Origin of the sequence: Agrobacterium sp. BT-220-3 (genome assembly GCF_025910175.1) — a bacterium.
Taxonomy (GTDB): domain Bacteria; phylum Pseudomonadota; class Alphaproteobacteria; order Rhizobiales; family Rhizobiaceae; genus Agrobacterium; species Agrobacterium oryzihabitans.
Genome location: NZ_JAPAIX010000004.1, coordinates 159,071 through 183,244, shown reverse-complemented (window position 1 = coordinate 183,244; position 24,174 = coordinate 159,071). Strand labels below are relative to the sequence as shown.

The following is a 24,174-nucleotide window of genomic DNA, read 5'->3' as shown; positions in this document are numbered from 1 at the left end:
GAGAACCGTCCTGTCGCCGCTAGCTCAGCAGGCCGTGGCGAAAAGCGAGCGCGACTGTATGCTGCCGGTTCTTGGCGCTGAACCGGCGCTGGATTCCGTTGATATACCAGTCGACCGTATGGTTGGAGATCGATAGCTGGCGTCCGATTTCGGTCGAGGTCATGCCATCAGCCATCAGCGTCAGCACCTCCATTTCCCGTTTCGTCAACTCGAGAGCGGAAACATCCGGGGAATTGTTGAGGCCGTGAGCCTGACCGGAAAGATCGAGCAGGCGCCAGAATACCGCACGCGTGGCCGCATCCAGCAGTTCGACCTGGAGCGAGGGCAATTGCCTGTCCTGACCACCAATGAACACCGCGCCGATAAATCCGGCGCGCCCATGCACGGGAAAGGCATAACCGCCCTGCAGGCCATAGCGGCCGGCATCGTTAAAAAACACGCTTGCCCTTTTCCGATGCATGGCGCGGGGCAGGCCTTCGAGAGCCTCTTTCCATTGAAACGGCTTATGCACCATGCCGATCACCTTGCGGACGGGATCGACGAGATTGTATTTCTTGGCCCTGTAGACCTCGATCCAGCCTTCGGGGAGATGTTGCGCGAGAATCTGGCCGGTGGAGGCAAGCTCCCCGGTCATTCGCCTGCTGACGAGGAAATATTCGAAACCATATTCGCGAATAAGCGTTGCGAATTCAGAGCGAACGCGCTCGGCGCTTCCCGCCTGGTAACACGCAGAGATGAAGTGAAGGATATCGTGCATTAAAGACACATGGCCCGGAGCTTGACTTGAAAGGAATGACCGAAGGACATGGTCCCGCGATGACGTCATGTTACTCGGGCGCCGGTCGGATGAGATTGATCATGTCATCGTTAGCAATCCCTGAAACGAACATGCAAAATCTTGTGACGACGCCTCTGGAAATATCGGGTTCGGTTTTTTTTCGGTTCGCACGCGCGGTCAGTTTGTTAAGCCGCCATTCAGACAGAAAGAGCGATAATTACACAAATTTCGCCGTCTCATGCAACCTTGCTAAAAAAGGATTGCCTTGAGACCGAACAATCAACCGCTCGAAAAAGACGCCGGACTGGATTGAAAATTTGACTTTGTTTCAGGTTTACACACGCGCTCTGCGCTATCTGACCGTACATAAATGGCGTGTCACGGTCGTCGTCATCGCCAACGTCATTCTTGCAGCGATAACCATTGCCGAACCCGTGCTGTTCGGACGGATCATCGACGCCATCTCTTCCGGCACCGGTGTCACGTCCATCCTCATCCTGTGGGCGGGCTTTGGCGTCTTCAACACCGTTGCCTATGTCGCCGTTGCCCGCGAGGCCGACCGGCTGGCGCATGGCCGCCGTGCGACGCTGCTGACGGAAGCCTTCGGGCGCATCATCTCGATGCCGCTGTCCTGGCACCATCAGCGCGGTACCTCCAATGCGCTGCACACACTGCTGCGCGCCAGCGAAACGCTGTTCGGCCTCTGGCTCGAATTCATGCGCACGCATCTGGCAACCTTCGTGGCGCTCGTGCTGCTTATTCCGACAGCCATGGCCATGGATCTGCGCCTCAGCTTCGTCCTGATCGGCCTCGGTATCGTCTACTGGTTCATCGGCAAGTGGGTGATGGGCCGCACCAAGGACGGCCAGGCTTCGGTCGAGGAGCACTATCACAGCGTTTTTGCCCATGTCAGCGATTCCATCAGCAACGTGTCGGTGCTGCACAGCTACAACCGCATCGAGGCCGAAACGAAAGCGCTGAAATCCTTCACCGAAAAACTGCTGAGCGCGCAATATCCAGTGCTTGACTGGTGGGCTTTCGCCAGTGCGCTGAACCGCACGGCCTCGACGGTTTCGATGATGATCATCCTCGTCATCGGCACCGTGCTGGTGAAAAACGGCGAATTGCGCGTCGGCGACGTCATCGCCTTCATCGGTTTTGCCAATCTTCTCATCGGCAGGCTCGATCAGATGCGCCAATTCGTGACGCAGATTTTCGAGGCGCGCGCCAAGCTCGAGGATTTCTTCGTGCTGGAGGATTCCGTCAAGGAACGGGAAGAGCCGGGTGATGCCCGCGAATTGTCGAATGTCTCCGGCACCGTGGAATTCCGTAACATCAATTTCGGTTTCGCCAACACCAAGCAGGGTGTTCACGACATCTCGTTCACGGCCAAGGCCGGACAGACGATCGCTATCGTCGGACCGACGGGTGCCGGCAAGACGACGCTCATCAACCTGCTGCAGCGTGTCTACGATCCGGATTCCGGCCAGATTCTGATCGATGGAACCGATATTTCGACCGTGACGAAGAACTCGCTTCGCAACTCCATCGCCACCGTATTCCAGGACGCCGGCCTCTTGAACCGCTCCATCCGCGAAAACATCCGCCTTGGCCGCGAATCGGCCACGGATGCGGAAGTGGTGGAGGCAGCGGCAGCAGCAGCGGCGACGGATTTCATCGACAGCCGTATCAATGGCTACCTGACGCAGGTGGGCGAGCGCGGCAACCGCCTGTCCGGCGGCGAACGCCAGCGCATCGCCATTGCCCGCGCCATCCTGAAGAATGCCCCCATTCTGGTTCTCGACGAGGCGACCAGTGCGCTGGACGTGGAAACGGAAGCGCGCGTTAAAGCCGCCGTGGATGCGCTCAGAATGAACCGCACGACCTTCATCATCGCCCACCGCCTTTCCACGGTGCGTGATGCCGATCAGGTGCTGTTCCTCGATCAGGGCCGGATCATCGAAAAGGGCACTTTCGACGAACTCAGCCAGCGCGGCGGACGCTTCACCTCGCTGCTGCGCACCAGCGGCCTGCTGACCGAAGACGAAGGCCAGCCCCGGCCAAAGGCGATAGCTTCCTAAGGCTTCATAGCGCAAGGAATACAGAAAGGGCGGACACAATGTTCCGCCCTTTTTCTTTGTTCGCTTCGTGCGTTCCGCGACGCAACGAGTACGATCTTAAATCGGGCGAATAACCGCCTAAACCTTCGGACCGGTTTCACGCACACTCACACAACATGTATGAAACCCCTGTTGCGAAAGCCGTTAGAAGATTACTGACCCGATTATCGGTGCCGCTGCAGACCCACCTCCGTCATTCCGGCCCTGAGCCGGAATGACGGAGGTGGGTCTGCAGCGGACAGATCCCATAAAAATTCAGGCCCCTGCGTCACCGCAGGAGCCTGGCTTTAAAAGCGAACGGAGAACCGGTCGTCTCAGTCGAACGGGATCACCCGATCACCTGCCGAGAGCGGCTTGCCGTCGACGGATACGGAGACTTCCGCCGCACCGGCCTTGCGGCTGACGACAATGTCCTTTGCCTTCCCGTCGAGCGTGATCTTCACCGAGAAACCGCTCCAGTCCTCCGGCAGCGAAGGCGCAATATGAAGCTTGCCGTTGGTTCGGGTGATACCGAGAATACCCTCGATCGCAGCCCGATAGAGCCAGCCGGCCGAACCCGTATACCAGCTCCAGCCACCACGACCCGCATAGGCACCCTCACCATAAACATCCGCTGTCACCACATAGGGTTCGACCCTATAGGTTTCAGACGATGCCGCATCAAGGGCATGATTAACCGGGTTGAGCAGCTTGAAGCAGTTCCAAGCCTCCTGGGCGCGGCCCTGTCGTGCAAGGGCAAGCACCACCCAGGTCGCCGCATGGGTATATTGTCCGCCGTTTTCACGTACACCCGGCGGATATCCCTTGATGTAACCCGGATCATGCGGCGCACGCGAGAAGGGCGGCGTGAACAGGCGGATGATGCCCGTCTGCTCATCGACCAGATGCTCCATGACGGCATCCATCGCCTGCCGCGAGCGGCCTTCCTCGCCCTCGCCGGAGAGAACGCTCCAGCTCTGGCCGAGTGAATCGATCCAGCACTCCTCGCTTTCCGCGGAACCGAGTGGCGTGCCGTCATCGAAGTAGCCGCGACGGTAATAGCTGCCGTCCCAACCCGCCGTTTCCAGCGCCTTGCGCAGCTTTTCCCGGTGCGACGCCCATCTGCCGACGCGGTCAGTATCACCGCGCTTTTCGGCGATCTCGATGAAATCGCGCAAGGCCCCGGCCAAGAACCAGCCGAGCCAGACACTGGTGCCCTTTCCGCCAACGCCGACGCGGTTCATGCCGTCGTTCCAGTCACCGCCGAGGATCAACGGCAGGCCATTTTCTCCGGTGCGATGGATGGCAAGATCGAGAGCCAGCGCCGCATGTTCGTAAAGGCTTGCGGATCTGTCGCTCGTCTCCGGCTGGAAGAAGGCATCGTGCTGACCCGGCATCAATGCCGGCCCCTTAATGAAGGGGATGCTTTCGTCGAGAATGGCACTATCGCCCGTAGCGGAAACATACTGGTTGATCGCATAAGCGAGCCAGACAACGTCGTCCGAGATGGTCGTGCGCACGCCGGCACCGGTCAAAGGCAGCCACCAATGCTGCACGTCACCTTCTGCAAACTGACGGCCTGCCGCACGCAGAATCTGCTTGCGGGCGAGATCCGGCTGATAAAGCAGGAAGGCGAGCGTATCCTGAAGCTGGTCACGGAAACCGAAGGCACCGCTCGACTGGTAAAAGGCGGTACGCGCCAGGATACGGCATGCCAGTGCCTGATAGGGCAGCCAGCTGTTGACCATATGGTTGAAGCCGGCATCCGGCGTGGAAACCTGCAACTGGCCGGTAAAGCCCGTCCAGAACGCCTTGCTTTCATCCAGCACCGACTCGAAATCCGCCTGGCGAACGTCCTTCACCAGCGCTTCGGCCTCCTCCGCATTGTCGGCATCGCCGAGAATGAAGGTCATGTGCCGTTCTTCGCCCGGCTTCAGGTGGATTTCCTGCATCAAGGCGGCGCAGGGATCACCATCCACCTCGGTGCTGCCGCTGAGTGCGGCACCGGACACGATGCCCTGCGGGGCCTGCGGCGTACCGAAGCGGCCGATGAATTCCCGGCGGCTGGTGGTGAAACCGCTTGCCTCGCTATCGAGCGTGAGGAACGAGGTGCGGGCGCTGTAATCGATGCTGTAGGGATTCGAAGCAAAGATCGCATTGCTGCCCGCATCATGTCTGCTCAGGATGAACGGCGCGGACTTCTGGCCGTTATTGCCGAGTACCCATTCCACATAGGCATAGACCTTCAGGCGGCGGCTCTTCGAGCCCTTGTTGCGAACGATGACCTGCGAGAACTTGACCGGTTTTTCGCGGTCAACGGTCTGTGTCACCTCAACTTCAAGCGTATCCGCAACGCCTGTCAGCACGGAGTAGCCGAGACCATGGCGGGTTTCGAACATGGCTTCCGGATCGCGCGACAGCGCGGCACAGGGCGTATAGAGCTTCCCTGTTTCCACATCGGCGACATAGAAAGCCTCACCCGGCCGGTTGATGACCGGATCGTTGCTCCAGGGCGTCAGCTGATAGTCGCGCGAATTGCGGCTCCAGCTGAAACCGGCGCCTTCGGCCGAAATATGGAAGCCGAAATTCTCGTTCGAGATGACGTTGATCCACGGGTGCGGTGTGGACTGCCCGCCATGCAGGCGCACGACATATTCCTGGCCGCTTTTGGCGAAACCGCCGAAACCGTTCCAGAAATCGAGATCGCCCGCATCCTCGACCGGTTCCGCAATGGGGAAAGCCGGCACAGGCAGACGCGCTTGCGCGGCGTCGGGGCCACGGTGGGCCGCAAACAGCGATACTGCGCGGTTGATCTGGTCAACGATCTTGCCGTTACGCACGTGCAGAACGACGCGGGAAGCCGCCAGAAGCGCGCTCCAGGTCTCTTCATCCATCAGGTCACGGCGCACCGAGAAGACGTGCGGACGACCGCCATCGGCGGGATTGATACGGCGCTGCGCCTCGGAAATGTGATCGAGCGCATGCTGCATGTCCTGTGCGTAGGACGCAGCCCGTTCGTTGACGATGACAAGATCGAAGATCACGCCGCGCGAACGAAGATATTCATGCGCGCTCAGCGCTTCGCGGGCGATATCCATATCCATATCGTCGTTGATGCGCAGGCTGAAGATCGGGAAATCGCCCGAAATGGCAAGCGGCCAAAGCGCCCGCTGCGAAGCGAGGCCCGTTTTCAGCGTTTCCGAATCGGCACGCAGATGCATGTCGGGATAGGTCAGATAACGGCCGAGATGCTGGAAGGCTGCCGCCTGCTGAGAGGTCACGCCCACATGGCGCATCTGCACCTGCGTACGCGTCCAGGCATGCACGAGTTCATGTGCGAAAGCGTCCGGATGGCGGTAACGGTCGATCGCCTTGTCGACTTCCTCGCGGCTCGGCGCGGCAATCGTCCAGAAGATCACGCTCACTTTCTTGCCGGCCGGCACGCGCACGGTGCGGCGCAGCGACAGGATGGGATCGAGCGTGAAGCCATCAGTGCTGGACAGCGTGGCGCCGGCATCGAAAGCCGCTGCCTCGCCAAGCGACCGGCCACGGCCGATGAACTTGGCGCGATCCGTCTCGAATTCCGTCGGGCGCGACGGGCCGGCATTGTCGGCGGCAAGATGCGCGATGACGGTGCCGGGCTCGTTCGGGCTGCGGCGGTTGCGCCAGGCGCGGATGACATCGCCGCGCCGGCCGATCTCCGTCTGCACGAACATGCGCGAGAACAGCGGATGGGCGTTGTCATCGTCCTCCGAAGCAATGACCGGCTCCATATAGGAGGTTACTTCAATGTAACGATCCTCGGAACCGACATTGAGCAGGGTGACGCGGCGGCCTTCGGCATCATGCTCGGTGGCAACGATGCATTCGACCACGCTCTGCAGATCGCCTGTGGTCTTGTGGAACTCGGCCTTGTCGTCGGTGAAGATCGTCTTGGTCTTTTCACCTTCGATGACGCGCGGCTCTGCCGTCGCACTCCACCACTGTCCGTTGGTGGTGTCGCGCAGGAAGATGAAGGTGCCCCAGCGGTCCTCGGTCGGATCGGCTTTCCAGCGGGAAATCGCCTGGCCGTTCCACTTCGAATAACCCGCACCCGTCGAGGTGAGCATCGTCGAATAATGGCCATTCGAGAGGAACACCACTTCGCGGTCGCGCACGGCCGGATCGGCAATGGAGCGCACTTCCGCGCGCAGCAGGTCGGCCTGCTCCTTGCCAGGGGTCTCCGGCTCGTATTTGGCGCTCATGACAGGCACTTCGCGCGGTGCCTTTTCCTGCAGCAGCAGTTCGGCGGCCTCGATCACCGGGTCTGAATGGAAGAGTTCGCGCAGCACGCCGTCAAAGGCGACGTTGGCGACGGCCGCAATCGACATGCCATGGTGGTGGGCATAATAATTGTAGACCACCGCGCAGACCTTGCCGTCAGGTACGCGTGTCGGCGTGAAATCCACCGCATCGTGGAAACCATACTGGCCGAGTGCGCCAAGCTTGCGCAGCTTGTCGAGGTTTTCCAACGCACCGTCAGGATCGTACTGGCTGGCGAGGATCGACGCGTAAGGCGCGATCACCGCATTCTGGCCAAGGCCGCGTTTCAGACCGAGCGTCGGCACGCCGAAGTTGGTGTACTGGTAATTCATATTGTGATCGCGGGCGTTGAACGCCGCTTCGGAAATGCCCCACGGCGTGCCAAGACGGCGACCGTGATTCATCTGTTCCTTGACGATCAGATTGTTGGTCTGGTTGAGAATGCCACCCTGACGCTCCTGCATGACGAGCGGCGGCATCAGATATTCGAACATCGAGCCGGACCAGGAGACCAGCGCGCCCTGCGCGCCGATCGGCACGACCTGACGGCCGAGACGGTACCAGTGCTCGGTCGGCAGATCGCCCTTGGCGATGGCGAAGAGGCTGGTCAGGCGGCATTCGGAGGCGAGAAGGTCGTAGCAGGCCTCATCCAGCTCCTTGCTTTCGACGCGGTAGCCAATTGACAGAAGACGGCGATCCTTGCGGTAAAGGAACGTGAAATCCATCGAGAAGGCGAGGTTGCGGCTGCGGTCGCGCAGCGATGCGAGACGCTGGCGCAGCGGCTCCATATTGGTGAGGTCGATGGCGCTGTCGGAAATATGCGCCTCGCAGGATTCCACGAGCAACTGCGCCCAGCGGGTCACTTCCGCGCTCTGCGTGGACTTCACCTCATGGTCGACATTGGTTGCAAGCTTCTGGATGTCGCGTGCCAGCACCGCGAGATTGATAACGCGGATGGAAGCAAATTCATGCTCGCGCTTGACCGAGGCCAGAGCGTTCGAGAAGCCGATGATGCGCTCCTCAAGGCGACGATGCAGCGGACGCAGGTTCTTGCGGTCGTCGGGCAGCGCCTTCAGCGTTTCGCGCAGAATGCCGGCGACATCACCAATGCCGTCCAGATTGCCCTGAAGATGGGCAGAGGGTGCTTCCGCCCAATCGCGGCAGGCGGACGAAACCGCAATCAGGTGGCCGGCGAGATTGCCGCTGTCCACCGCCGAAACATAGCGGGGTCCAAGCGTCTGCAAGGTGTCGGTATGATACCAGTTGTAGAGATGGCCACGATGTTTCTCCATCTTTTCAACGGTCTGGATCGTATTCTCGATCCGCTCCAGAGTATCGGCAAAGCTGATCCAGCCGAACTGGCGCGCCGAAATGACGGACAGGAGATAGACGCCGATATTGGTGGGCGAGGTACGCGAAGCGACGATCGGCTCCGGCGTTTCCTGGAAGTTGTCAGGCGGCAGGTGATTTTCCTGCGGCGTCACGAAGGCCTCGTAATAACGCCACGTGCGACGTGCGATTTTGCGAAGCTCGAAGGAGACATGTTCCGAAACAAACAGCCGGTCCTCGGTTTCGGCAGACTGGCTGACATACCAGGCAACGGCAGGCGACAGGACCCAGAGCAGCGTGAAGGGAATGCCGATCAGGAAGGCGTTGTCGCCGGGCAGCGCCGCAAACAAAAGGCCAAGCATGGCAACGACGGGCGCATGCCACATCTGACGGAAATAATAGGTGATGCCGCCCTGCGCGCTGGACTGCATGCTGGCGGCGGTACGCCATTCCAGCATCAGCTTGTGGCTGACGAGCAGACGGTAAAGCGAACGGGCAATCGCATCGGTCATCATGCAGGCGGAATCGGCGATGAAGACGATGCGCAACGCGACTTGCGCATTGGTGGCGCGGATTTCCGACCAGATAGTGTGGAAATGCGCCTGCGGTACGATGTCGGTGGAACGCGGCACAAGGCCGGAAAGCAGGGAAAGCGTGGGCGCGACGAACAGCGAGAAGATCAGCAGGATCTGCCAGATCAAGGCGCCGAGCGGATCCATGAAATACCAGCCGAGGATCGAAGCGAAGAACCAGGCGATCGGCGTCAGCGAACGACGCAGATTGTCGACCATTTTCCAGCGGCCGATGGCGGTGACGCCACGGGCACGGTCGAGAATATAGGGCAGCAGCTGCCAGTCGCCACGGGCCCAGCGATGCTGGCGCGAGACTTCCACCTCGTAGCGGGTCGGGAAATCCTCGACCAGCTCCACATCGGTCACCAGCGCGCAACGCGCAAACGAGCCTTCGAGCAGATCGTGGCTGAGAACGGAGTTTTCCTCGATACGGCCCTTCAGGGCCGCCTCGAAGGCATCAACGTCATAAAGGCCCTTGCCGGTGAAAGTGCCCTCGGACGTCAGGTCCTGATAAACGTCGGAAACCGTAAAGACGTAAGGATCGATACCGCGGTTGATCGAGAAGACGCGCTGGAAGACGGATGCATCCTTGCCGGTCGTGAGCGAGGGCGTGACGCGCGGCTGCAACAGGCCGTAACCTTCGACGACACGGCCGGATTGCGGATCGATAACCGGACGGTTGATCGGGTGATGCATCTTGCCGACGAGCTTGGTCACCGCATCGCGCATCAGGCGCGTATCGGCATCCAGAGTCATGACGTATTTGACGTCCGCCGGTACGATGTTCGCGCCGCTGAGGAACGTCGTGTCCTTGTCCCCGCGCAGCAGCATGTTCAACTCATGCAGCTTGCCACGCTTGCGCTCCCAACCCATCCAGCAGCCCTCAGCCGGATTGTAGATGCGGCGGCGGTGCAGCAGGTAAAAACGCGTCTTGCCGTCAAAAGCGTAACGGCTGTTCAGCGCCGCAAGCTCGCGCTTGGCATAGTCGAGAATCTCGAGATCGTCGTCGGACTGTTCGTATTGCGCATCGCGCCAGTCGCTCACCAGCGAGAAATAGATCTCGCCATGCGGATTGGCGAGATAATGCACCTCGATATTGCGCATCATCTCGTCGACGCTGTCGCGGCTGGTCAGCATGCAGGGCACGGCGACCAATGTGCGGGCATCCTGCGGAATACCGTTTTTGAACTCGTATCCGACGAGGCGGAACGGTTTCACGAAGAATGTGACGAGCGTGTTGAAGAGGCCGGTCGCGCCTTCCGAGGCAGGCAGTGCGAACATCAGCAGGAAAGCGGTCACCACATACCACGGCATGCCCGCTTCCGCCAGGAACCAGCCCACCGCCAGCATGACCAGCGCAGTGATCATAAGCACCGGTGCCGCGATCGCGAGCCAGTTGAACTTGCGCATTGAGCGGACGATATGCTGCGACACCAGCGGCCGGTAACCCAGCGCCTTTTCAAGCTCAAACCGGCGCTGGCCGACAAGCACGGAGCCAACATTGACGCGCTGGTTTTCAGCCGCCTCCGCAGGCATATCGGATCGCGCCATTTCAACGGCGGCGCGCGCAACTTCCACTTCGGTCTTGGGGGAACGACGCGCCAGAAGCTCGATCGTGTTGCGATAGGTGTTGCGGGAACCGAAATCGAGAACCTCGTAGTCGGTTTCCTCACGCAGGACCTTGTCGATATGGCTGACTTCCTCGAACCATACCGACCATTCCGTATCGTCGATTTCGCGCAGGCTCTTGACGATATTGCCCATCGTCACATTGCCGGAGGCCAGGCGATTATGTTCCGACATCATGACGTTTTCGGCGTCGGTGCCGGCGGCATGCAGGCGCTCTTCGAGCCAGGCCACCGCAAAACCAGATGTCTGCGAGCCGTTTCTCAGGCGATAGAGGAACTGCGTTGCGAAAGTCGGGTCGTCGACCAGCGTATCGACCTGCTTCAGAAGGGCTGCGGAGGCTTCCGCATCGTTGAGACGAATGATCTCGTCAACGACCTCGTTCGCCTTCTGGCGCATGCGGCGCGAGCGCTCCACACGGATGGAGATGCGGCGAAGATTTTCGATGAGGACAAAACGAATGATCGACGGCAGCGCCCACAATTCGCCGATCTGCAGCGTCTTCGAGGTCTGGTAGCCATCCACCAGCGCCGTCATGTTCTCGCGCGAAACCGTGCTGTGGGTATGGGCGACATAAAGCCAGCCGAGCGCCATCACCCGCGGGATCGTCACGCCGCCAACCGTCATGGTCGGCAGCTGGCGATAGAATTTGCGCGGGAAATCGCGGCGGACTTCCTGGATCGCCTCTTCGATGACGTAGTGATTGTCGAGCAGCCATTCCGCAGCGGGCGTAATCGTCGCGCCATTTTCTGCGTCGACCGCCGTCGTGCGATAGACCCTGAGGATTTCCTTTTCGTTCTCGCGATGACGCTCGAAGAAATCGAACTCCATGAAGCCTGGAAGGCTGTCGGCACCGTCACGGGAAAGCGCGGCGCCCGCATCATGCAGTTCCTCGACCGTCATATAGGACGCGCGGATCGAATCATTATGATCGATCTGCTTCGTCTCGGAATCACGGGCGGCGGCGGTCGGGGTAATATGAAATGACATCGGGCTCGTATTCTGAACTTTAGGGATACTTGTTCGACTTGACCGTCATTTTCGTCCGTGGCGGGAACACGCACGAAATCGGGCCACGCTATATTTATGACTTATCCTGAACCTTCGGTGAACCGGACTGCCCGCCTTGCGGAGCGGATCGTCAGACGGCGCATATCCGCAGGCGCGATGTCCCGCGGCGCAATCATTCCGAGATGTCTGCAAAGCCGGGGATCGGTCTGAAAGGGAGATTTTGGGCGACAGGAAAACTTTGTCCTGCGGCACGGCAACGCCGTTCCGACCGGATTTCGCTCCCTCCTCGACGGCGAAAATTGTTCGCGCAACGCCCGATAGTCCCCCGTTGACAACCTGAAGGGCAACACAGGGACAAGAAGACCCGCGCCACATCCGAAAGGAGCTAATGCCCCAGGACGTCAATAGTTCCATGCCACCTGTCGCGGCACGATGCAAGCGCTGAATTTCAGGGCATTTCGGGTGCTGCAACACCCCTTACCTGCAACGCCATATGCTGCTATGTCCTTGCTGAAAGACGCCGGAAAAAAGCGGCGAAAACCGGGACTTCGAAAATGACGAGACAGACCGCAGACATCGCATCCTTTGCCAATCACATGCCCGATGTGGTGGCGATCCGCCACCACCTGCACCGCAATCCGGAAATCGGCCTTTCGGAGTTCAAAACCTCGGACTTCATTGCCGAACAGCTGGTGGAGATGGGCTACGAAGTCACGCGCGGGCTTGCCGGAACGGGTATCGTCGCCACGCTGCGCCATGGCGACAGCCCGCGAACTCTCGGCATCCGCGCCGATATTGACGCCCTGCCGATCCATGAGGAGACCGGAGCGGATTATGCGAGCGCCAACGAAGGCGTTATGCATGCCTGCGGCCATGATGGACATACGGCCATGCTTCTAGGCGCGGCGAAGATCATCGCCGAGCGCAAGAATTTCGACGGAACCCTGCATCTGATCTTCCAGCCCGCTGAGGAAAACTTCGGCGGCGCCCGCATCATGATCGAGGACGGGCTGTTCGACCGTTTCCCCTGCGATGCGGTTTTTGCCCTTCATAACGATCCCGGCGTGCCCTTCGGGCAATTCGTGCTGCGTGACGGGCCCGTCCTTGCCGCAGTCGATGAATGCAGGATCACCGTCAACGGTTATGGCGGCCACGGCGCAGAACCACAGGACGCGGCCGACCCCATCGTTGCCGGCGCGAGCATCATCATGGCTTTGCAGACCGTGGTGTCCCGCAACATCCATCCGCAACTCTCGGCCGTCGTCACCGTCGGCGCATTCCATGCCGGTGCTGCCAGCAATGTCATTCCCGAAAAGGCGGAGATGCTGCTCACCATCCGCTCCTTCGACGCAGGCGTGCGCGACGAGCTGGAAAAGCGCATCCGGGCGATCGCCGAAGGCCAGGCGGCCAGCTACGGCATGAGCGTCACCATCGACTACGAGCGCGGTTACAACGCGACGGTCAACCACAAGGCGGAAACGGATTATGTCGCCAATCTGGCCCGTCGTTTTGCCGGGGCCGAAAAGGTAGCTGAAATGCAGCGCCCGTCGATGGGCGCGGAAGACTTCGCCTACATGCTGGAAAAGCGGCCGGGCTGCTATTTCTTCCTTGGCACCGCGCGCACCGACAACGACCCGCCGCTGCACCATCCGAAATTCGATTTCAACGACGATATCCTGCCGATCGGAACCGCTTTCTGGGTCGATCTGGCAGAGGACTATCTCAAGGCGCGATAAACATGAAAAGGCCGGTCGGAGGAGCGACCGGCCTTTTATTCTCAAGCTTCCTGATGGGAAAAGTCGGGAGGATCAGGGAACGAGACCGAAGATAACGGCGGCGACAAAAGCCACACACACGCCGACAAGAGCCGCATGAACAGAATCCCGCCAGTTGCGCGGCGACTGGGGCTGCGAGACAAAGTCTTTTACTTTTCCTGCCTTGGAATAAGACATTGTACACTCCCTTCCTGATCGGCCCTTCGAAGCGGGCACTGCTCATTTCCACCAGAGAATAGCTTTATTCCCCACCGTTTCAGTAGAGATAAAATTCCATAAGATCGGTGCATCGGGAAAAATACGGATCGCGACTTGCCCACCGGCAAGCATCAATCTACCCATTGCGCAGGATCAACGCGGCGGATGGCATTTCCGTTCAAATCATCGGCAGGCTCGGAAAAGGACCATGACGGATATCGACGCGATCATCATCGGTGCCGGGGTGATAGGACTGGCGACTGGTCGTGAACTGGCAATGCGCGGCCTCTCCGTCATCATCCTCGAAAGCGAAAAGGAATTCGGCTCCGCCACCTCTTCGCGTAACAGCGAAGTCATTCACGCCGGGCTTTATTATCCGGCCGGAACCCTGAAGGCCCGCCTCTGCGTGGAAGGCAAGAAGCAGCTCTATGCCTTCTGCCAAAGCCACGGCGTTTCACATCGCCGCTGCGGCAAGCTCATCGTGGCGGCAGACGAGGCGGAAACGGCCCTGCTGGCCGGACTGAAGGACAAGGGTTACGCCAATGGCTGCGACGACCTCGAACTGATCGACGCGGAACACGCGCTCTCGCTCGAACCCGCCCTCACCTGCGCAGCCGCCCTGCACTCGCCCTCGACCGGCATCATCGACAGCCATGGCTATATGCTGGCGCTGCTCGGCGACGCGGAAGACCATGGCGCGGCCCTTGCGCTCAATGCCCCCTTCGAAAGGGCGGAAGCGACCGGAGAGGGTTTCCGTGTTGATGTGGGCGGGAAAGAACCTCTCAGCCTGACATGCCGGCTGCTCGTCAATTCCGCCGGCCTTCTGGCGCCGATGGTGGCCAAAAAGATCGAGGGATTGCCGGAGCATGCGATACCGCAAGCGCGTTTCGCCAAGGGCAGCTATTTTTCGCTGGCCGGTAAGTCACCTTTTTCACGGCTCATCTACCCGGCACCGCACACACACGGCCTTGGCGTGCATCTGACGCTTGATCTTGCCGGTCAGGCGCGTTTCGGGCCGGATGTGGAGTGGGTGGATACCGTGGATTATGCCGTCGATCCCCGCCGCATGGAGGGTTTCGGCGACGCCATACGCCGCTATTGGCCGGGCCTTCCCGAACATGCACTCACCCCGGCCTATTCCGGCATCCGCCCGAAAATTTCAGGTCCCGACGAACCGGCCATGGACTTCCGCATCGACGGACCGGAAAAACACGGCCTTGCCGGCCTCGCCAATCTTTTTGGCATTGAAAGCCCCGGCCTGACCGCATCGCTGGCGATCGCCAATGAGGTCGTGATGCGGCTCGAGGCCTGATCTCAGCCAAATCGGGATAGCGCGTCCGCCATGATGCCCGGATCGACATTGCCGCCGGAGGCGACCGCAATTACCGTTTCGCTCTCCAGCTCGTCGCCGTGAAACAGCGCCGCTGCCAGCGCTACCGCGCCACCCGGCTCGACGACGACCTTCATCCGGTTGAAGGCGAGAACCATGGCCCGCAACGCTTCCTCCTCGGTCACGGCGATGCCTTTTCCGCAAAGCCCGGCCATGATCGGGAAGGTGATGTTACCGGGTTGCGGCGTGACGATCGCGTCGCAGATCGAACCGGATGTCGTGGCGTTACGCTCGATCCTGCCCGAGGCAAGGGAGCGCGCCACATCGTCGAACCGCTCCGGTTCCGACGTCCTGACCTTGTAGTTCGGCGCTTTCGCTGCAAGTGCCAGGGAAATGCCGGAGGTGAGGCCGCCACCACCGCAGGGCACCAGAACCTCGGCCGCATCGATGCCCAGCTCCGCGCCCTGTTCGCCAATCTCCAGCCCCACCGTGCCCTGCCCGGCAATGACCAGCGGTTCGTCATAGGGCCTGATCAGCGTCAGCCCACGCTCGCGAGAAATGCGATCTCCGATGGCGTCGCGATCTTCGTTCGCCCGGTCATAGAGAACCACCTCCGCACCATAGGCACGGGTATTGTCGATTTTGATTTTCGGCGCATCGGACGGCATGATGATGACGGCAGGTACGCCGTGCAGCCGGGCGGCAAGCGCCACGCCCTGCGCATGGTTGCCGGAGGAAAAGGCGATCACGCCTTTGGCCCGCACCGCAGCCGGCAGACCTGATACCGCCGACCAGCCGCCGCGAAATTTGAAGGAACCCGTCCTCTGCAGGCATTCGGCTTTCACGAAAAGCCTCCGCCCGGCAATATCGTCCAGAAAATGCGACGACAGAAGCGGTGTCCGTACCGCATGGTTGCCGATGCGCTCGCGCGCCGCCTCGATCATCGAAATATCTGTCATGCCCTGCCCCTGTAATGCGGATTTGGCAGTACATTAGGAGGTCGCGATCAAATGCGAAACCGTCCGGAAAAGAAAAATCCCCGGTCTTGGCCGGGGATTTCTCGTCATCTTCGTTCAGTGATTGTGCCGGGGCATCTTCTCGGCAATCCGGCGGAAATCCGCGGCCCCTTCCAGAACCGCACCATCCGAAAGCTGCGTCACCGACTGGCGGTAGATGCGCTGCCAGGGCGTTGCATCCGCAGGAACGGCGGGAATGCCATCGGCCTTGCGGGCTGCAAGCTCCGCCTCCGCCACCAGCACATTGCATTGGCCCTGATTGAAATCGATGCGGATCACATCGCCGGTGCGAAGCCATGCCAGTCCGCCACCGGCAGCACTTTCCGGCGATGCGTTAAGGATCGACGGGCTGTCCGCTGTTCCCGATTGCCGGCCATCGCCAATCGTCGGCAGGCTGGTGATACCTTTTTTCAACAGCGCGTCCGGCGGCTGCATGTTCACGACCTCGGCCGAACCCGGCCAGCCGAGCGGCCCCGCCCCGCGAATGACGAGAATGGTGCGCTCATCGATATCCAGCGCTGGATCGTTGATGCGGGCGTGATAGTCTTCCGAACCATCGAACACCACGCATTTACCCTCGAAAATTCCCTCGCGTCCCGGCTCGCTCAGATAACGCTGGCGGAATTCCGCCGAAATCACGCTCGTCTTCATGATGGCGAAATCGAACAGATTGCCCTTGAGAACGAGGAAACCGGCCCGCTCTTTCAGCGGCTTGTCGTAAGGCAGGATCACGTCGCGGTCAGTCGATTCCCGGCCTTCCAGATTTTCCGCCATGGTCTTGCCAGTCACGGTCGGACAGCCCCCATTGAGCTTACCAGCCTTCAGAAGCTCCCACATGATGGCGGGCGTGCCGCCGGCGCGGTGATATTTCTCACCCAGCCATTTACCGGCTGGCTGGACATTGGCGATGAGCGGAATGTCGTAACCGTGGACCTGCCAGTCCTCCTCGCGAAGCTCGACGCCCGCATGTTTGGCCATCGCCGCCAGATGAGGCTGGGCATTGGTGGAGCCGCCGATTGCCGAATTGACGCGGATAGCATTCAAAAACGCCTCGCGCGTCATGATGTCGGAAGGCTTGATGTTTTCGACAACAAGTTCGACGGCGCGGCGGCCGGTGCGATAGGCCATCTGACCGCGTTCGCGGTAAGCGGCAGGGATCGCGCCGCAGCCGGTCAGCGACATGCCGAGCGCTTCCGCCATGGCATTCATGGTCGATGCCGTACCCATGGTATTGCAGTGACCGACGGAAGGCGCGGATTCGAGCGCCGCCTGCAAGAATTCCTCGCGGGTGATTTCGCCAGCGCCGTATTTGCGGCGCATGCGCCAGATGACCGTGCCGGAACCGACCAGATCACCATCATGGTAACCGTCGAGCATCGGCCCGCCGGATAGAACGATGGCCGGAATATCCACCGTGCTTGCCGCCATCAATGCTGAAGGCGTGGTCTTGTCGCAACCCGTGGTCAAAACGACGCCATCGAGCGGATAGCCGTAAAGCACTTCCACAAGGCTGAGATAGGCAAGATTGCGGTCAAGCGCCGCTGTCGGGCGCTTGCAGTTTTCGAACATCGGATGGGTCGGAAACTCGATGGGGATGCCGCCCGCATCACGGATGCCATCGCGCACCCTCTTGACCAGTTCCACATGGACGCGGTTGCACGGTGTCAGGTCGCTGCCGCTCTGGGCGATGCCGATGACCGGCTTGCCAGAACGCAGCTCCTCCGGCGTCACGCCATAATTCATGAAACGTTCCAGATAGAGCGCCGTCATGTCGAGATGGTCGGGATTGTCGAACCAGTCCTGCGACCGCAGGCGGGGCATCGGTGTCTTCTCGTCGCTCATGAACCTGCCTCAGCCCTGTTCCCGGTTGTTGAGTTTTTCGAGGTAAAGCAGGATGCCGCTATGGTCGATATCGGCACCGCCGTCACCGACGAAGTCATCGAATTCCCGCGTCACCTGCTGGGTAAGCGGCAGGTTGAGAGACAGATCCTTCGCCGTCGCCAGCACGCCGTTCAGATCCTTGAGCTGGAACTTGGAGGGACCACCCGGCACGAAATTGCGCTTCACCATGCGGTCGCCATGTAATTCCAGGATCCGGCTTTCGGCAAAACCGCCGCGAATGGCGTTGCGGAACCCTTCGCGGGATGCACCGCCCGCTTCCACCAGCATCATCGCTTCTGCTACCGCGCCGATGGTGATGGCGACGATCTGCTGATTGGCGAGCTTGCAGAGCTGGCCCGCACCCGAGGGACCGACATAGGTAAGCCTGCCCATCGGCGCAAATACGTCGGACAGACCGGATACCAGCGCTTCGTCCCCGCCGGCCATGATGGCCAGCGTGCCCGCGGTTGCGCCCGGCACACCGCCGGAGACCGGTGCATCGATATGATGAATGCCGAGAGCCTTCAGCCGGGAGGAGTGGTCGCGCGCAATAGGCGGTGCAATCGAGCTGCTGTCGATCACGACCGCGCCTTTTTCCAGCGCTTCGGCCACTCCGGCCTCGAACAGCACCTCGCCCACGGCTTTGCCATCGCTCAGCATGGTGATGACGATATCGGCACCATTGGCGGCCTCGGCCGGCGATGCCGCGAGAACCGCGCCATCGGCAACCAGCGCCTCAGCCTTTTCGACGCTGCGGTTCCAGACCGAAACCGAAAAACCGGCACCCAGCAGACGCCTGGCCATCGGCCCGCCCATCAGGCCGGTGCCGATAAAGGCAACCGATCGCTTCTTCTCCTCCCCACTGATACTCATTTCAGCGAACCTCCCAGTTCGTCCTCGATATGAACCTGAATGATCTCTTCGAAGGAGCTTTCGGCCGTAAAGCCAAGTTCGCGGGCGCGCTTTGCTTCGAAACCGGGCGCCCAGCCTTCGCACATGCGCATGATCATCTCATTGGGCTCGCGGCGGATGAGGGCAACGGCCTTTTCGCCGGCAACCTTGCGCAGCGCTTCGATCTGTTCGCCAACGGTGGCGCTGAGGCCGGGCATGGACAGGTTGCGGCGCGGACCGACCTTATCCACGTCGATCGTTGCGCCGTGGATCAGGAAGCCAACGGCGGAACGCGGCGAAGCGTGCCAGTGGCGAATGCTTTCCGGCACCGGCAGAACCGCTTCCTGGCCGACCAGCGGCTCGCGCAGGATATTGGAGAAGAAGCCGGAAGCGGCCGCATTCGGCTTGCCGGGGCGGATGCAGATGGTCGGCAGGCGAATGCCGATACCGTCGAAGAAACCGCGACGGCTGTAATCGGAAAGCAGCAGTTCGCAGATCGCCTTCTGCGTACCGTAGCTGGTCAGCGGCGTGGTGTGGAATTCATCCGGGATCGGATAGGGAAGCGGCGCACCGAAGACGGCGATCGACGAGGTGAAGACCACGCGCGGCTTGTAACCATCCTTACCGTTGGCAATGCGGATTGCGTCGAAGAGATAACGCGTGCCATCGAGATTGATGCGGTAGCCCTTGTCGAAATCGAGCTCGGCTTCGCCGGACACAATGGCAGCAAGGTGAAAGATGGCGTCTGGACGGGTCTCAACCAGCTTTTCGGCTTCGCCCGGCGCAGACAGATCCGCCGCGCGCGCATCGACCACCCCCGAAAAACCGGCGGGCGCTTCAGGCTGGAAAACGTCGATAAGCGTGAACTTGTCGATCGGCTTGCCACCAAGCGATCCATCCTTGACGAGACGCTGCGTCAGCTTGCGGCCAACCATACCTGCGGCGCCGATGATTGCGATATGCATGTCTTCCTCCTCTTTGTCCCGGTCATTCTCCCGAGACCGAAAAAACATCATCGGCCAGTCGACCGATAAATTAGCTTGTAAGGTTGTCTGATAACCTTATATGATCGGATTGAAAATAGTATTTTTTCACAAACCGGCAAAAGCAAGGGCGAAAGACCCTTGTCCGGGTATTTTAGGGCGGATTGGACGGAGAGGGTGGAATGACGATCGTGAGCGAACACGATATCGAGGAATTGCGGTTCTCGTTGAAAAACAGGCTCGGCGAGGCTTTGCTGCTGACATCGCAGGAAGACATGCTGCGCTATTGCCGCGACTGGCACGGCGACGTCACCAGTTCTGCCGTGGCCGTCATCCGCCCCCGGTCAACCAAGGAAGTCTCCGACACGGTTCGCGCCTGCGCCGAGCTCGGCCTCTCGATCATTCCCCAGGGCGGCAATACCGGTCTTGTTCTGGGCGGTATTCCCGATGCGCCGAAGCGGCAGGTCGTGCTGAGCCTCGAGCGGATGAACGCCATCCGCACCATAGACAGCGACGATTTTTCGGCCGTCGTCGAAGCCGGCTGCATTCTGTCGGAATTCAAGGATGCTGTTCAGGATGAGGGAATGTTCTTCCCGTTGTCGCTTGGCGCACAGGGCAGCTGCCGCATTGGCGGCAACGTCTCCACCAATGCCGGCGGCATCAATGTCCTGCGCTACGGCATGACCCGCGAACTGGTGTTGGGTCTCGAAGTGGTATTGCCTGATGGCACCATCTGGAATGGCCTGTCGACGCTGCGCAAGGACAATCGCGGCATCGATCTCAAGCAGCTTTTCATCGGCGCCGAAGGAACGCTCGGCATCATCACGGCGGTTGCCGTCAAGCTTTACCCCAATCCCGAACATGTCGAGACCGCACTGCTCGGCCTCAACTCGCTGGATGACGCCATCAAGCTTTACCGTCGCGCCCGCCGCGAATGCTGTGACCTGATGTCCGCCTTCGAATTCATGCCGCCCGTCGCCTTCACGCTGGCGATCGAGGCCATACCCGATCTCAAAATGCCGATCGCCGGCGATTATCCGGCCTATGTTCTGATGGAAATTTCAGGCTCCGGTCTGGTCGATACCGCGGACCTGATGGGACGCTTCCTCGAGGGCGTCATGGAAGACGGCCTGGTGTTGGACGGCGTCATCGCCTCCTCGCGCGCGCAGGCGCAGTCGCTGTGGCTTTTCCGCGAGGGGATGAACGAAGGCCAGGCGCTGCGCGGTAGCCATATGCGCACCGACATTTCGGTGCCGCTGTCCAAACTCGCGGCTTTCGTGGCCGAGGCGGAAGCGGAACTGGCGGAAAGGCTGCCGGAGTGCCTTGCGGTTTCCTACGGCCATGTCGGAGACGGTAACGTCCACCTCAACGTCCTGCCGCCCAACGGTTCGACGCCGGAGGAGCGCGACGCCTTCATCTACAAGTCGAAGACACTTGTTAACGAGGTCCTCGACCGCTACGTCGGCAGCATCAGCGCCGAGCACGGCATCGGCCGTCTGAAGCGCTCCGATTTCGAAAGCCGGCTATCTGATGTGCAGCGCCGGATGATCACGGGGCTGAAAAACGCCTTCGACCCCGACTTGCGGATGAATCCCGGTTGCCAGATCAGCCTGCAACCGGATAGCTAATCGAAGAATGGCAGAGGCGGCCGGGTACGCCGCCTTTGAAAACCCCGCTGGCGGCGAAGGAGGAAGTCGCTGCCGCGGGAGAAAACGAACCAATCGTTTCTGTGGAACGGGAGCAACCATGACGCTGGAGTTCAATCAGATACATCGCAACGACCATCTTCCCGGCCGTATCGCCGCGGAGATCGCCCGCGAGATCAATGATTCGAAACTCGGGCCGGGCGACAGGCTGCCGACGGAACATGTTCTGGCGAAAACCTTCGGCGTCAGCCGCTCGGTCATTCGCGAGGCGATCGCGCAACTGCGTAACGAGGGCTTTGTCGAAACGCGCCAAGGCGTGGGCGCATTCGTCACCGATCCCCGGCAGAGACTGTCCATCCGCATCGAGCGGTCCCGCCTGAACGACCCGGAAAATTTCCGCGATCTTTTCCAGCTTCGCATGCCGCTGGAAATCGAGGCCGCGGGCTTGGCCGCACTTCACCGCAGCCCACAGCAATTGGCGCGCCTGGCGGCAGCGCTCGAAAAGATGAAAACCGCCGACGACTGGTCGACGGAAGGCGTTGCGGCCGATCTCGACTTCCACCGCATTTTGGCGGAAGCGACCGAGAACGAATATTTCCTGATGTTCCTCGGCTTTATTGCGGAACGCATCAGCTCCGCCATCAACATCGCTTTCTCGCGCGCCGTTTTCGGAGAAATTCTCGAGGTGACGATCGCTGAACATGTGGCCATCTACGAGGCCGTCGAACGCGCCGATGCAACTGCGGCAAAGAACGCCATGCGCAAGCACCTGATCGGCGCAGCAAGCCGGGTCAACCTCGAACTGGATATTTTCTAGAGGGTGGAATAAAGGACCGAACCGCAAAGCTATAGGACAGGTTTCACGGCTTTCCGGTAATCCAGAGGCGAAAGACGATAATTTTGTCCGCGAGACCGCTAGACTCGTCAGAAAAGTCATACTAAGAAGAATGGGATTAGGTTGTCAGACATCCAGACAATAAGACCGCAGGAGGCGGATTGTCCGGAGGCTGAAGGGGAGGACTACATGACCGGCACAAGGTCCATCGACGCTACCGCAATTTTGCCTGAAGATTTCCAGAACGCGCTGCTCGTCGGCCGCGTCTGGTCGAAAAGCGAAGGCGGTCCCTGCCCGGTCCTGCTCAAGGACGGCGTCCTTTACGACCTCACCTCTATCTCGCCCACCATGTCGGAACTTCTGGAAAAGACGGATCTGGTGGAGCGGCTCGCCGACACCGGCACTTTCGTCGCCCTCGGCTCGCTTGAAGCCTTTCTGGACGGCTCCGCCGGCGAACTTCTTGCCCCCAATGACATTCAGGCCGTCAAGGCCGCAGGCGTCACCTTCGCCGACAGCATGCTGGAACGCGTGATCGAAGAACAGGCCAAGGGTGACCCGCTTCGCGCGCAGGAAATCCGCGGAAGGCTGGCGCCGGTTCTCGGCGACAATCTGAAGGGACTTGAGGCCGGCTCCGAAAAAGCCGCCGAAGTGAAGAAACTGCTCCAGGAAATGGGCCTCTGGTCGCAATATCTGGAAGTGGGCATTGGCCCGGATGCGGAAATTTTCTCCAAGGCGCAGGCCATGGCTTCCGTCGGCTGCGGTGCGCTGATCGGCGTTCACCCGAAATCGCAATGGAACAACCCGGAACCGGAAGTGGTGCTGGCCATCGCTTCCGACGGCCGCATCGTCGGCGCGACGCTTGGCAACGACGTCAATCTTCGCGATTTCGAAGGCCGTTCCGCCCTGCTTCTCAGCAAGGCGAAGGACAACAACGCTTCCTGCGCCATCGGTCCTTTCATCCGCCTGTTCGATGGCAACTTCACCATCGAAGACGTGAAGAAGTCGCAGATATCGCTTCTGGTCGAAGGCGAAGACGGCTTCACCATGACGGGCGTCAGCCCCATGGAAGCGATCAGCCGCACACCGGAAAACCTCGCTTCGCAGCTCTTGAACCGCAACCATCAATATCCTGACGGCGCCGTATTTTTCCTTGGCACGATGTTCGCGCCGGTGAAGGATCGCCATGGACCGGGTCTCGGTTTCACCCACTCCAAGGGTGACCGTGTCGAAATCTCCACGCCCAAGCTTGGCAAGCTGATCAATTGGGTCACGACGACCGACGAATGCCCGGAATGGACATTCGGCACGACGGCCCTGATGCGCAATCTGGCGAAACGAGGGCTACTCTAGATATTTCTTCGGGAGGGGAAAATGCAAAAGACCATCAATCTCTTTTACCGGATTCTCGAAATCATTCTCGTCCTGCTGCTCGCCGGCATGTCGATCATGGTCTTCGTCAACGTCGTCATGCGTTATACGATGAACTCCGGCATCAACATCTCGGAAGAACTGTCGCGATACTTCTTCGTATGGCTGACCTTTATCGGCGCCGTGCTGACCTTCCGCGAAAACAGCCACATGGGCATTGAAACGCTCGTGATGTTCCTGTCGCGCCGCGCCCGTATCGTCTGCATGATTGCGTCGAACATCATCATTCTGGCCTGTTCCGCCATCTTCTTCTGGGGAACGTGGAAGCAGTCCGCCATCAATGCCAGCATGCATGCGCCCGTCACCAAGCTTTCGATGATCTGGGTCTATGGCATTGGCATGTTCACCGGCGGCCTGATGTTCATCATCGCACTGGAACGCCTGTACCGCTATGTGACCGGTCGCGTGACAGAGGACGAGATCGCCCAGTTCGCGGGCGAGAACCTCACGATCGAACAGCTTTCGGAGCGCTGA

Annotated in this window: 14 protein-coding genes; 7 read left to right on the top strand and 7 right to left on the bottom strand. The window is 60.2% G+C overall.

Going from position 1 to position 24,174, the window contains the following annotated elements; genetic code table 11:
• Nucleotides 1-19 precede the first annotated feature (19 nt).
• Nucleotides 20-757, bottom strand: coding sequence for a helix-turn-helix transcriptional regulator (locus tag OK142_RS14060; RefSeq protein ID WP_082183172.1), 738 nt, complete (start codon nt 755-757; stop codon nt 20-22).
• 338 nt (nt 758-1,095) lie between these two features.
• Here OK142_RS14060 and OK142_RS14055 point away from each other — a divergent pair, with 338 nt between their 5' ends.
• On the top strand, nt 1,096-2,859 hold the full coding sequence (locus OK142_RS14055; protein WP_080600123.1) for a glucan ABC transporter ATP-binding protein/ permease: 1,764 nt from the start codon (nt 1,096-1,098) through the stop codon (nt 2,857-2,859).
• A gap of 353 nt (nt 2,860-3,212) precedes the next feature.
• Here the strand turns inward: OK142_RS14055 and OK142_RS14050 are convergent, their stop codons facing one another.
• Nucleotides 3,213-11,696, bottom strand: coding sequence for a glycoside hydrolase family 94 protein (locus OK142_RS14050; RefSeq protein WP_498683404.1), 8,484 nt, complete (start codon nt 11,694-11,696; stop codon nt 3,213-3,215).
• A gap of 575 nt (nt 11,697-12,271) precedes the next feature.
• On the opposite strand from OK142_RS14050, the gene OK142_RS14045 reads away from it, so the two are divergent.
• Nucleotides 12,272-13,453 carry a M20 aminoacylase family protein gene (locus tag OK142_RS14045; RefSeq protein WP_498683402.1) on the top strand — a complete coding sequence of 394 codons (1,182 nt, stop codon included), beginning with the start codon at nt 12,272-12,274 and terminating at the stop codon, nt 13,451-13,453.
• Nucleotides 13,454-13,525: 72 nt separating this feature from the next.
• On the opposite strand, the gene OK142_RS14040 is transcribed toward OK142_RS14045, so the two are convergent.
• Nucleotides 13,526-13,669 (bottom strand): hypothetical protein, encoded by a 144-nt coding sequence (locus OK142_RS14040; protein ID WP_003492573.1) that lies wholly within the window; start codon nt 13,667-13,669, stop codon nt 13,526-13,528.
• A 229-nt stretch (nt 13,670-13,898) separates the two neighbouring features.
• Here OK142_RS14040 and OK142_RS14035 point away from each other — a divergent pair, with 229 nt between their 5' ends.
• Nucleotides 13,899-15,002: an NAD(P)/FAD-dependent oxidoreductase gene (locus tag OK142_RS14035; protein WP_313609062.1), complete on the top strand. Its 1,104-nt coding sequence runs from the start codon at nt 13,899-13,901 to the stop codon at nt 15,000-15,002.
• Between the two features lie 2 nt (nt 15,003-15,004).
• On the opposite strand, the gene OK142_RS14030 is transcribed toward OK142_RS14035, so the two are convergent.
• From OK142_RS14030 to denD, 4 genes are all read right to left on the bottom strand, one after another.
• Nucleotides 15,005-15,979 carry a threonine ammonia-lyase gene (locus OK142_RS14030; protein WP_313609061.1) on the bottom strand — a complete coding sequence of 325 codons (975 nt, stop codon included), beginning with the start codon at nt 15,977-15,979 and terminating at the stop codon, nt 15,005-15,007.
• A gap of 114 nt (nt 15,980-16,093) precedes the next feature.
• Nucleotides 16,094-17,878: an IlvD/Edd family dehydratase gene (locus tag OK142_RS14025; RefSeq protein WP_498683398.1), complete on the bottom strand. Its 1,785-nt coding sequence runs from the start codon at nt 17,876-17,878 to the stop codon at nt 16,094-16,096.
• A gap of 9 nt (nt 17,879-17,887) precedes the next feature.
• The gene (locus OK142_RS14020; protein WP_498683397.1) at nt 17,888-18,790 is read right to left on the bottom strand and encodes an NAD(P)-dependent oxidoreductase; all 903 of its coding nucleotides are present in this window, start codon (nt 18,788-18,790) and stop codon (nt 17,888-17,890) included.
• Entirely contained in the window at nt 18,787-19,773 is a 987-nt protein-coding gene (gene denD / locus OK142_RS14015) for a D-erythronate dehydrogenase (protein WP_003492583.1), read from the bottom strand. Before denD ends, OK142_RS14020 begins: the two co-directional genes overlap by 4 nt.
• Nucleotides 19,774-19,973: 200 nt before the next feature.
• Between denD and OK142_RS14010 the strand changes: the two genes are divergently transcribed.
• The 4 genes from OK142_RS14010 to OK142_RS13995 all read left to right on the top strand — a co-directional run bounded on the left by OK142_RS14010 (nt 19,974) and on the right by OK142_RS13995 (nt 24,174).
• A complete protein-coding gene (locus tag OK142_RS14010; RefSeq protein WP_498683395.1) occupies nt 19,974-21,419 on the top strand; it encodes an FAD-binding oxidoreductase in 1,446 nt (481 codons plus the stop codon).
• 118 nt (nt 21,420-21,537) lie between these two features.
• A complete protein-coding gene (locus OK142_RS14005) occupies nt 21,538-22,254 on the top strand; it encodes a FadR/GntR family transcriptional regulator (RefSeq protein WP_035241247.1) in 717 nt (238 codons plus the stop codon).
• Between the two features lie 207 nt (nt 22,255-22,461).
• Nucleotides 22,462-23,622, top strand: coding sequence for a fumarylacetoacetate hydrolase family protein (locus tag OK142_RS14000; RefSeq protein WP_035241250.1), 1,161 nt, complete (start codon nt 22,462-22,464; stop codon nt 23,620-23,622).
• A gap of 21 nt (nt 23,623-23,643) precedes the next feature.
• Nucleotides 23,644-24,174 carry a TRAP transporter small permease gene (locus OK142_RS13995; protein ID WP_003492593.1) on the top strand — a complete coding sequence of 177 codons (531 nt, stop codon included), beginning with the start codon at nt 23,644-23,646 and terminating at the stop codon, nt 24,172-24,174.

Bases quoted from the DNA above. Each gene is read 5' to 3' on its own strand.
- OK142_RS14030 (WP_313609061.1), bottom strand. From the start codon at position 15,979: ATGACAGATATTTCGATGATCGAGGCGGCGCGCGAGCGCATCGGCAAC.
- OK142_RS14040 (WP_003492573.1), bottom strand. From the start codon at position 13,669: ATGTCTTATTCCAAGGCAGGAAAAGTAAAAGACTTTGTCTCGCAGCCC.
- OK142_RS14060 (WP_082183172.1), bottom strand. From the start codon at position 757: ATGCACGATATCCTTCACTTCATCTCTGCGTGTTACCAGGCGGGAAGC.
- OK142_RS14025 (WP_498683398.1), bottom strand. From the start codon at position 17,878: ATGAGCGACGAGAAGACACCGATGCCCCGCCTGCGGTCGCAGGACTGG.
- denD (WP_003492583.1), bottom strand. From the start codon at position 19,773: ATGCATATCGCAATCATCGGCGCCGCAGGTATGGTTGGCCGCAAGCTG.
- OK142_RS14035 (WP_313609062.1), top strand. From the start codon at position 13,899: ATGACGGATATCGACGCGATCATCATCGGTGCCGGGGTGATAGGACTG.
- OK142_RS14000 (WP_035241250.1), top strand. From the start codon at position 22,462: ATGACCGGCACAAGGTCCATCGACGCTACCGCAATTTTGCCTGAAGAT.
- OK142_RS14045 (WP_498683402.1), top strand. From the start codon at position 12,272: ATGACGAGACAGACCGCAGACATCGCATCCTTTGCCAATCACATGCCC.
- OK142_RS14005 (WP_035241247.1), top strand. From the start codon at position 21,538: ATGACGCTGGAGTTCAATCAGATACATCGCAACGACCATCTTCCCGGC.
- OK142_RS13995 (WP_003492593.1), top strand. From the start codon at position 23,644: ATGCAAAAGACCATCAATCTCTTTTACCGGATTCTCGAAATCATTCTC.
- OK142_RS14010 (WP_498683395.1), top strand. From the start codon at position 19,974: ATGACGATCGTGAGCGAACACGATATCGAGGAATTGCGGTTCTCGTTG.
- OK142_RS14050 (WP_498683404.1), bottom strand. From the start codon at position 11,696: ATGTCATTTCATATTACCCCGACCGCCGCCGCCCGTGATTCCGAGACG.
- OK142_RS14020 (WP_498683397.1), bottom strand. From the start codon at position 18,790: ATGAGTATCAGTGGGGAGGAGAAGAAGCGATCGGTTGCCTTTATCGGC.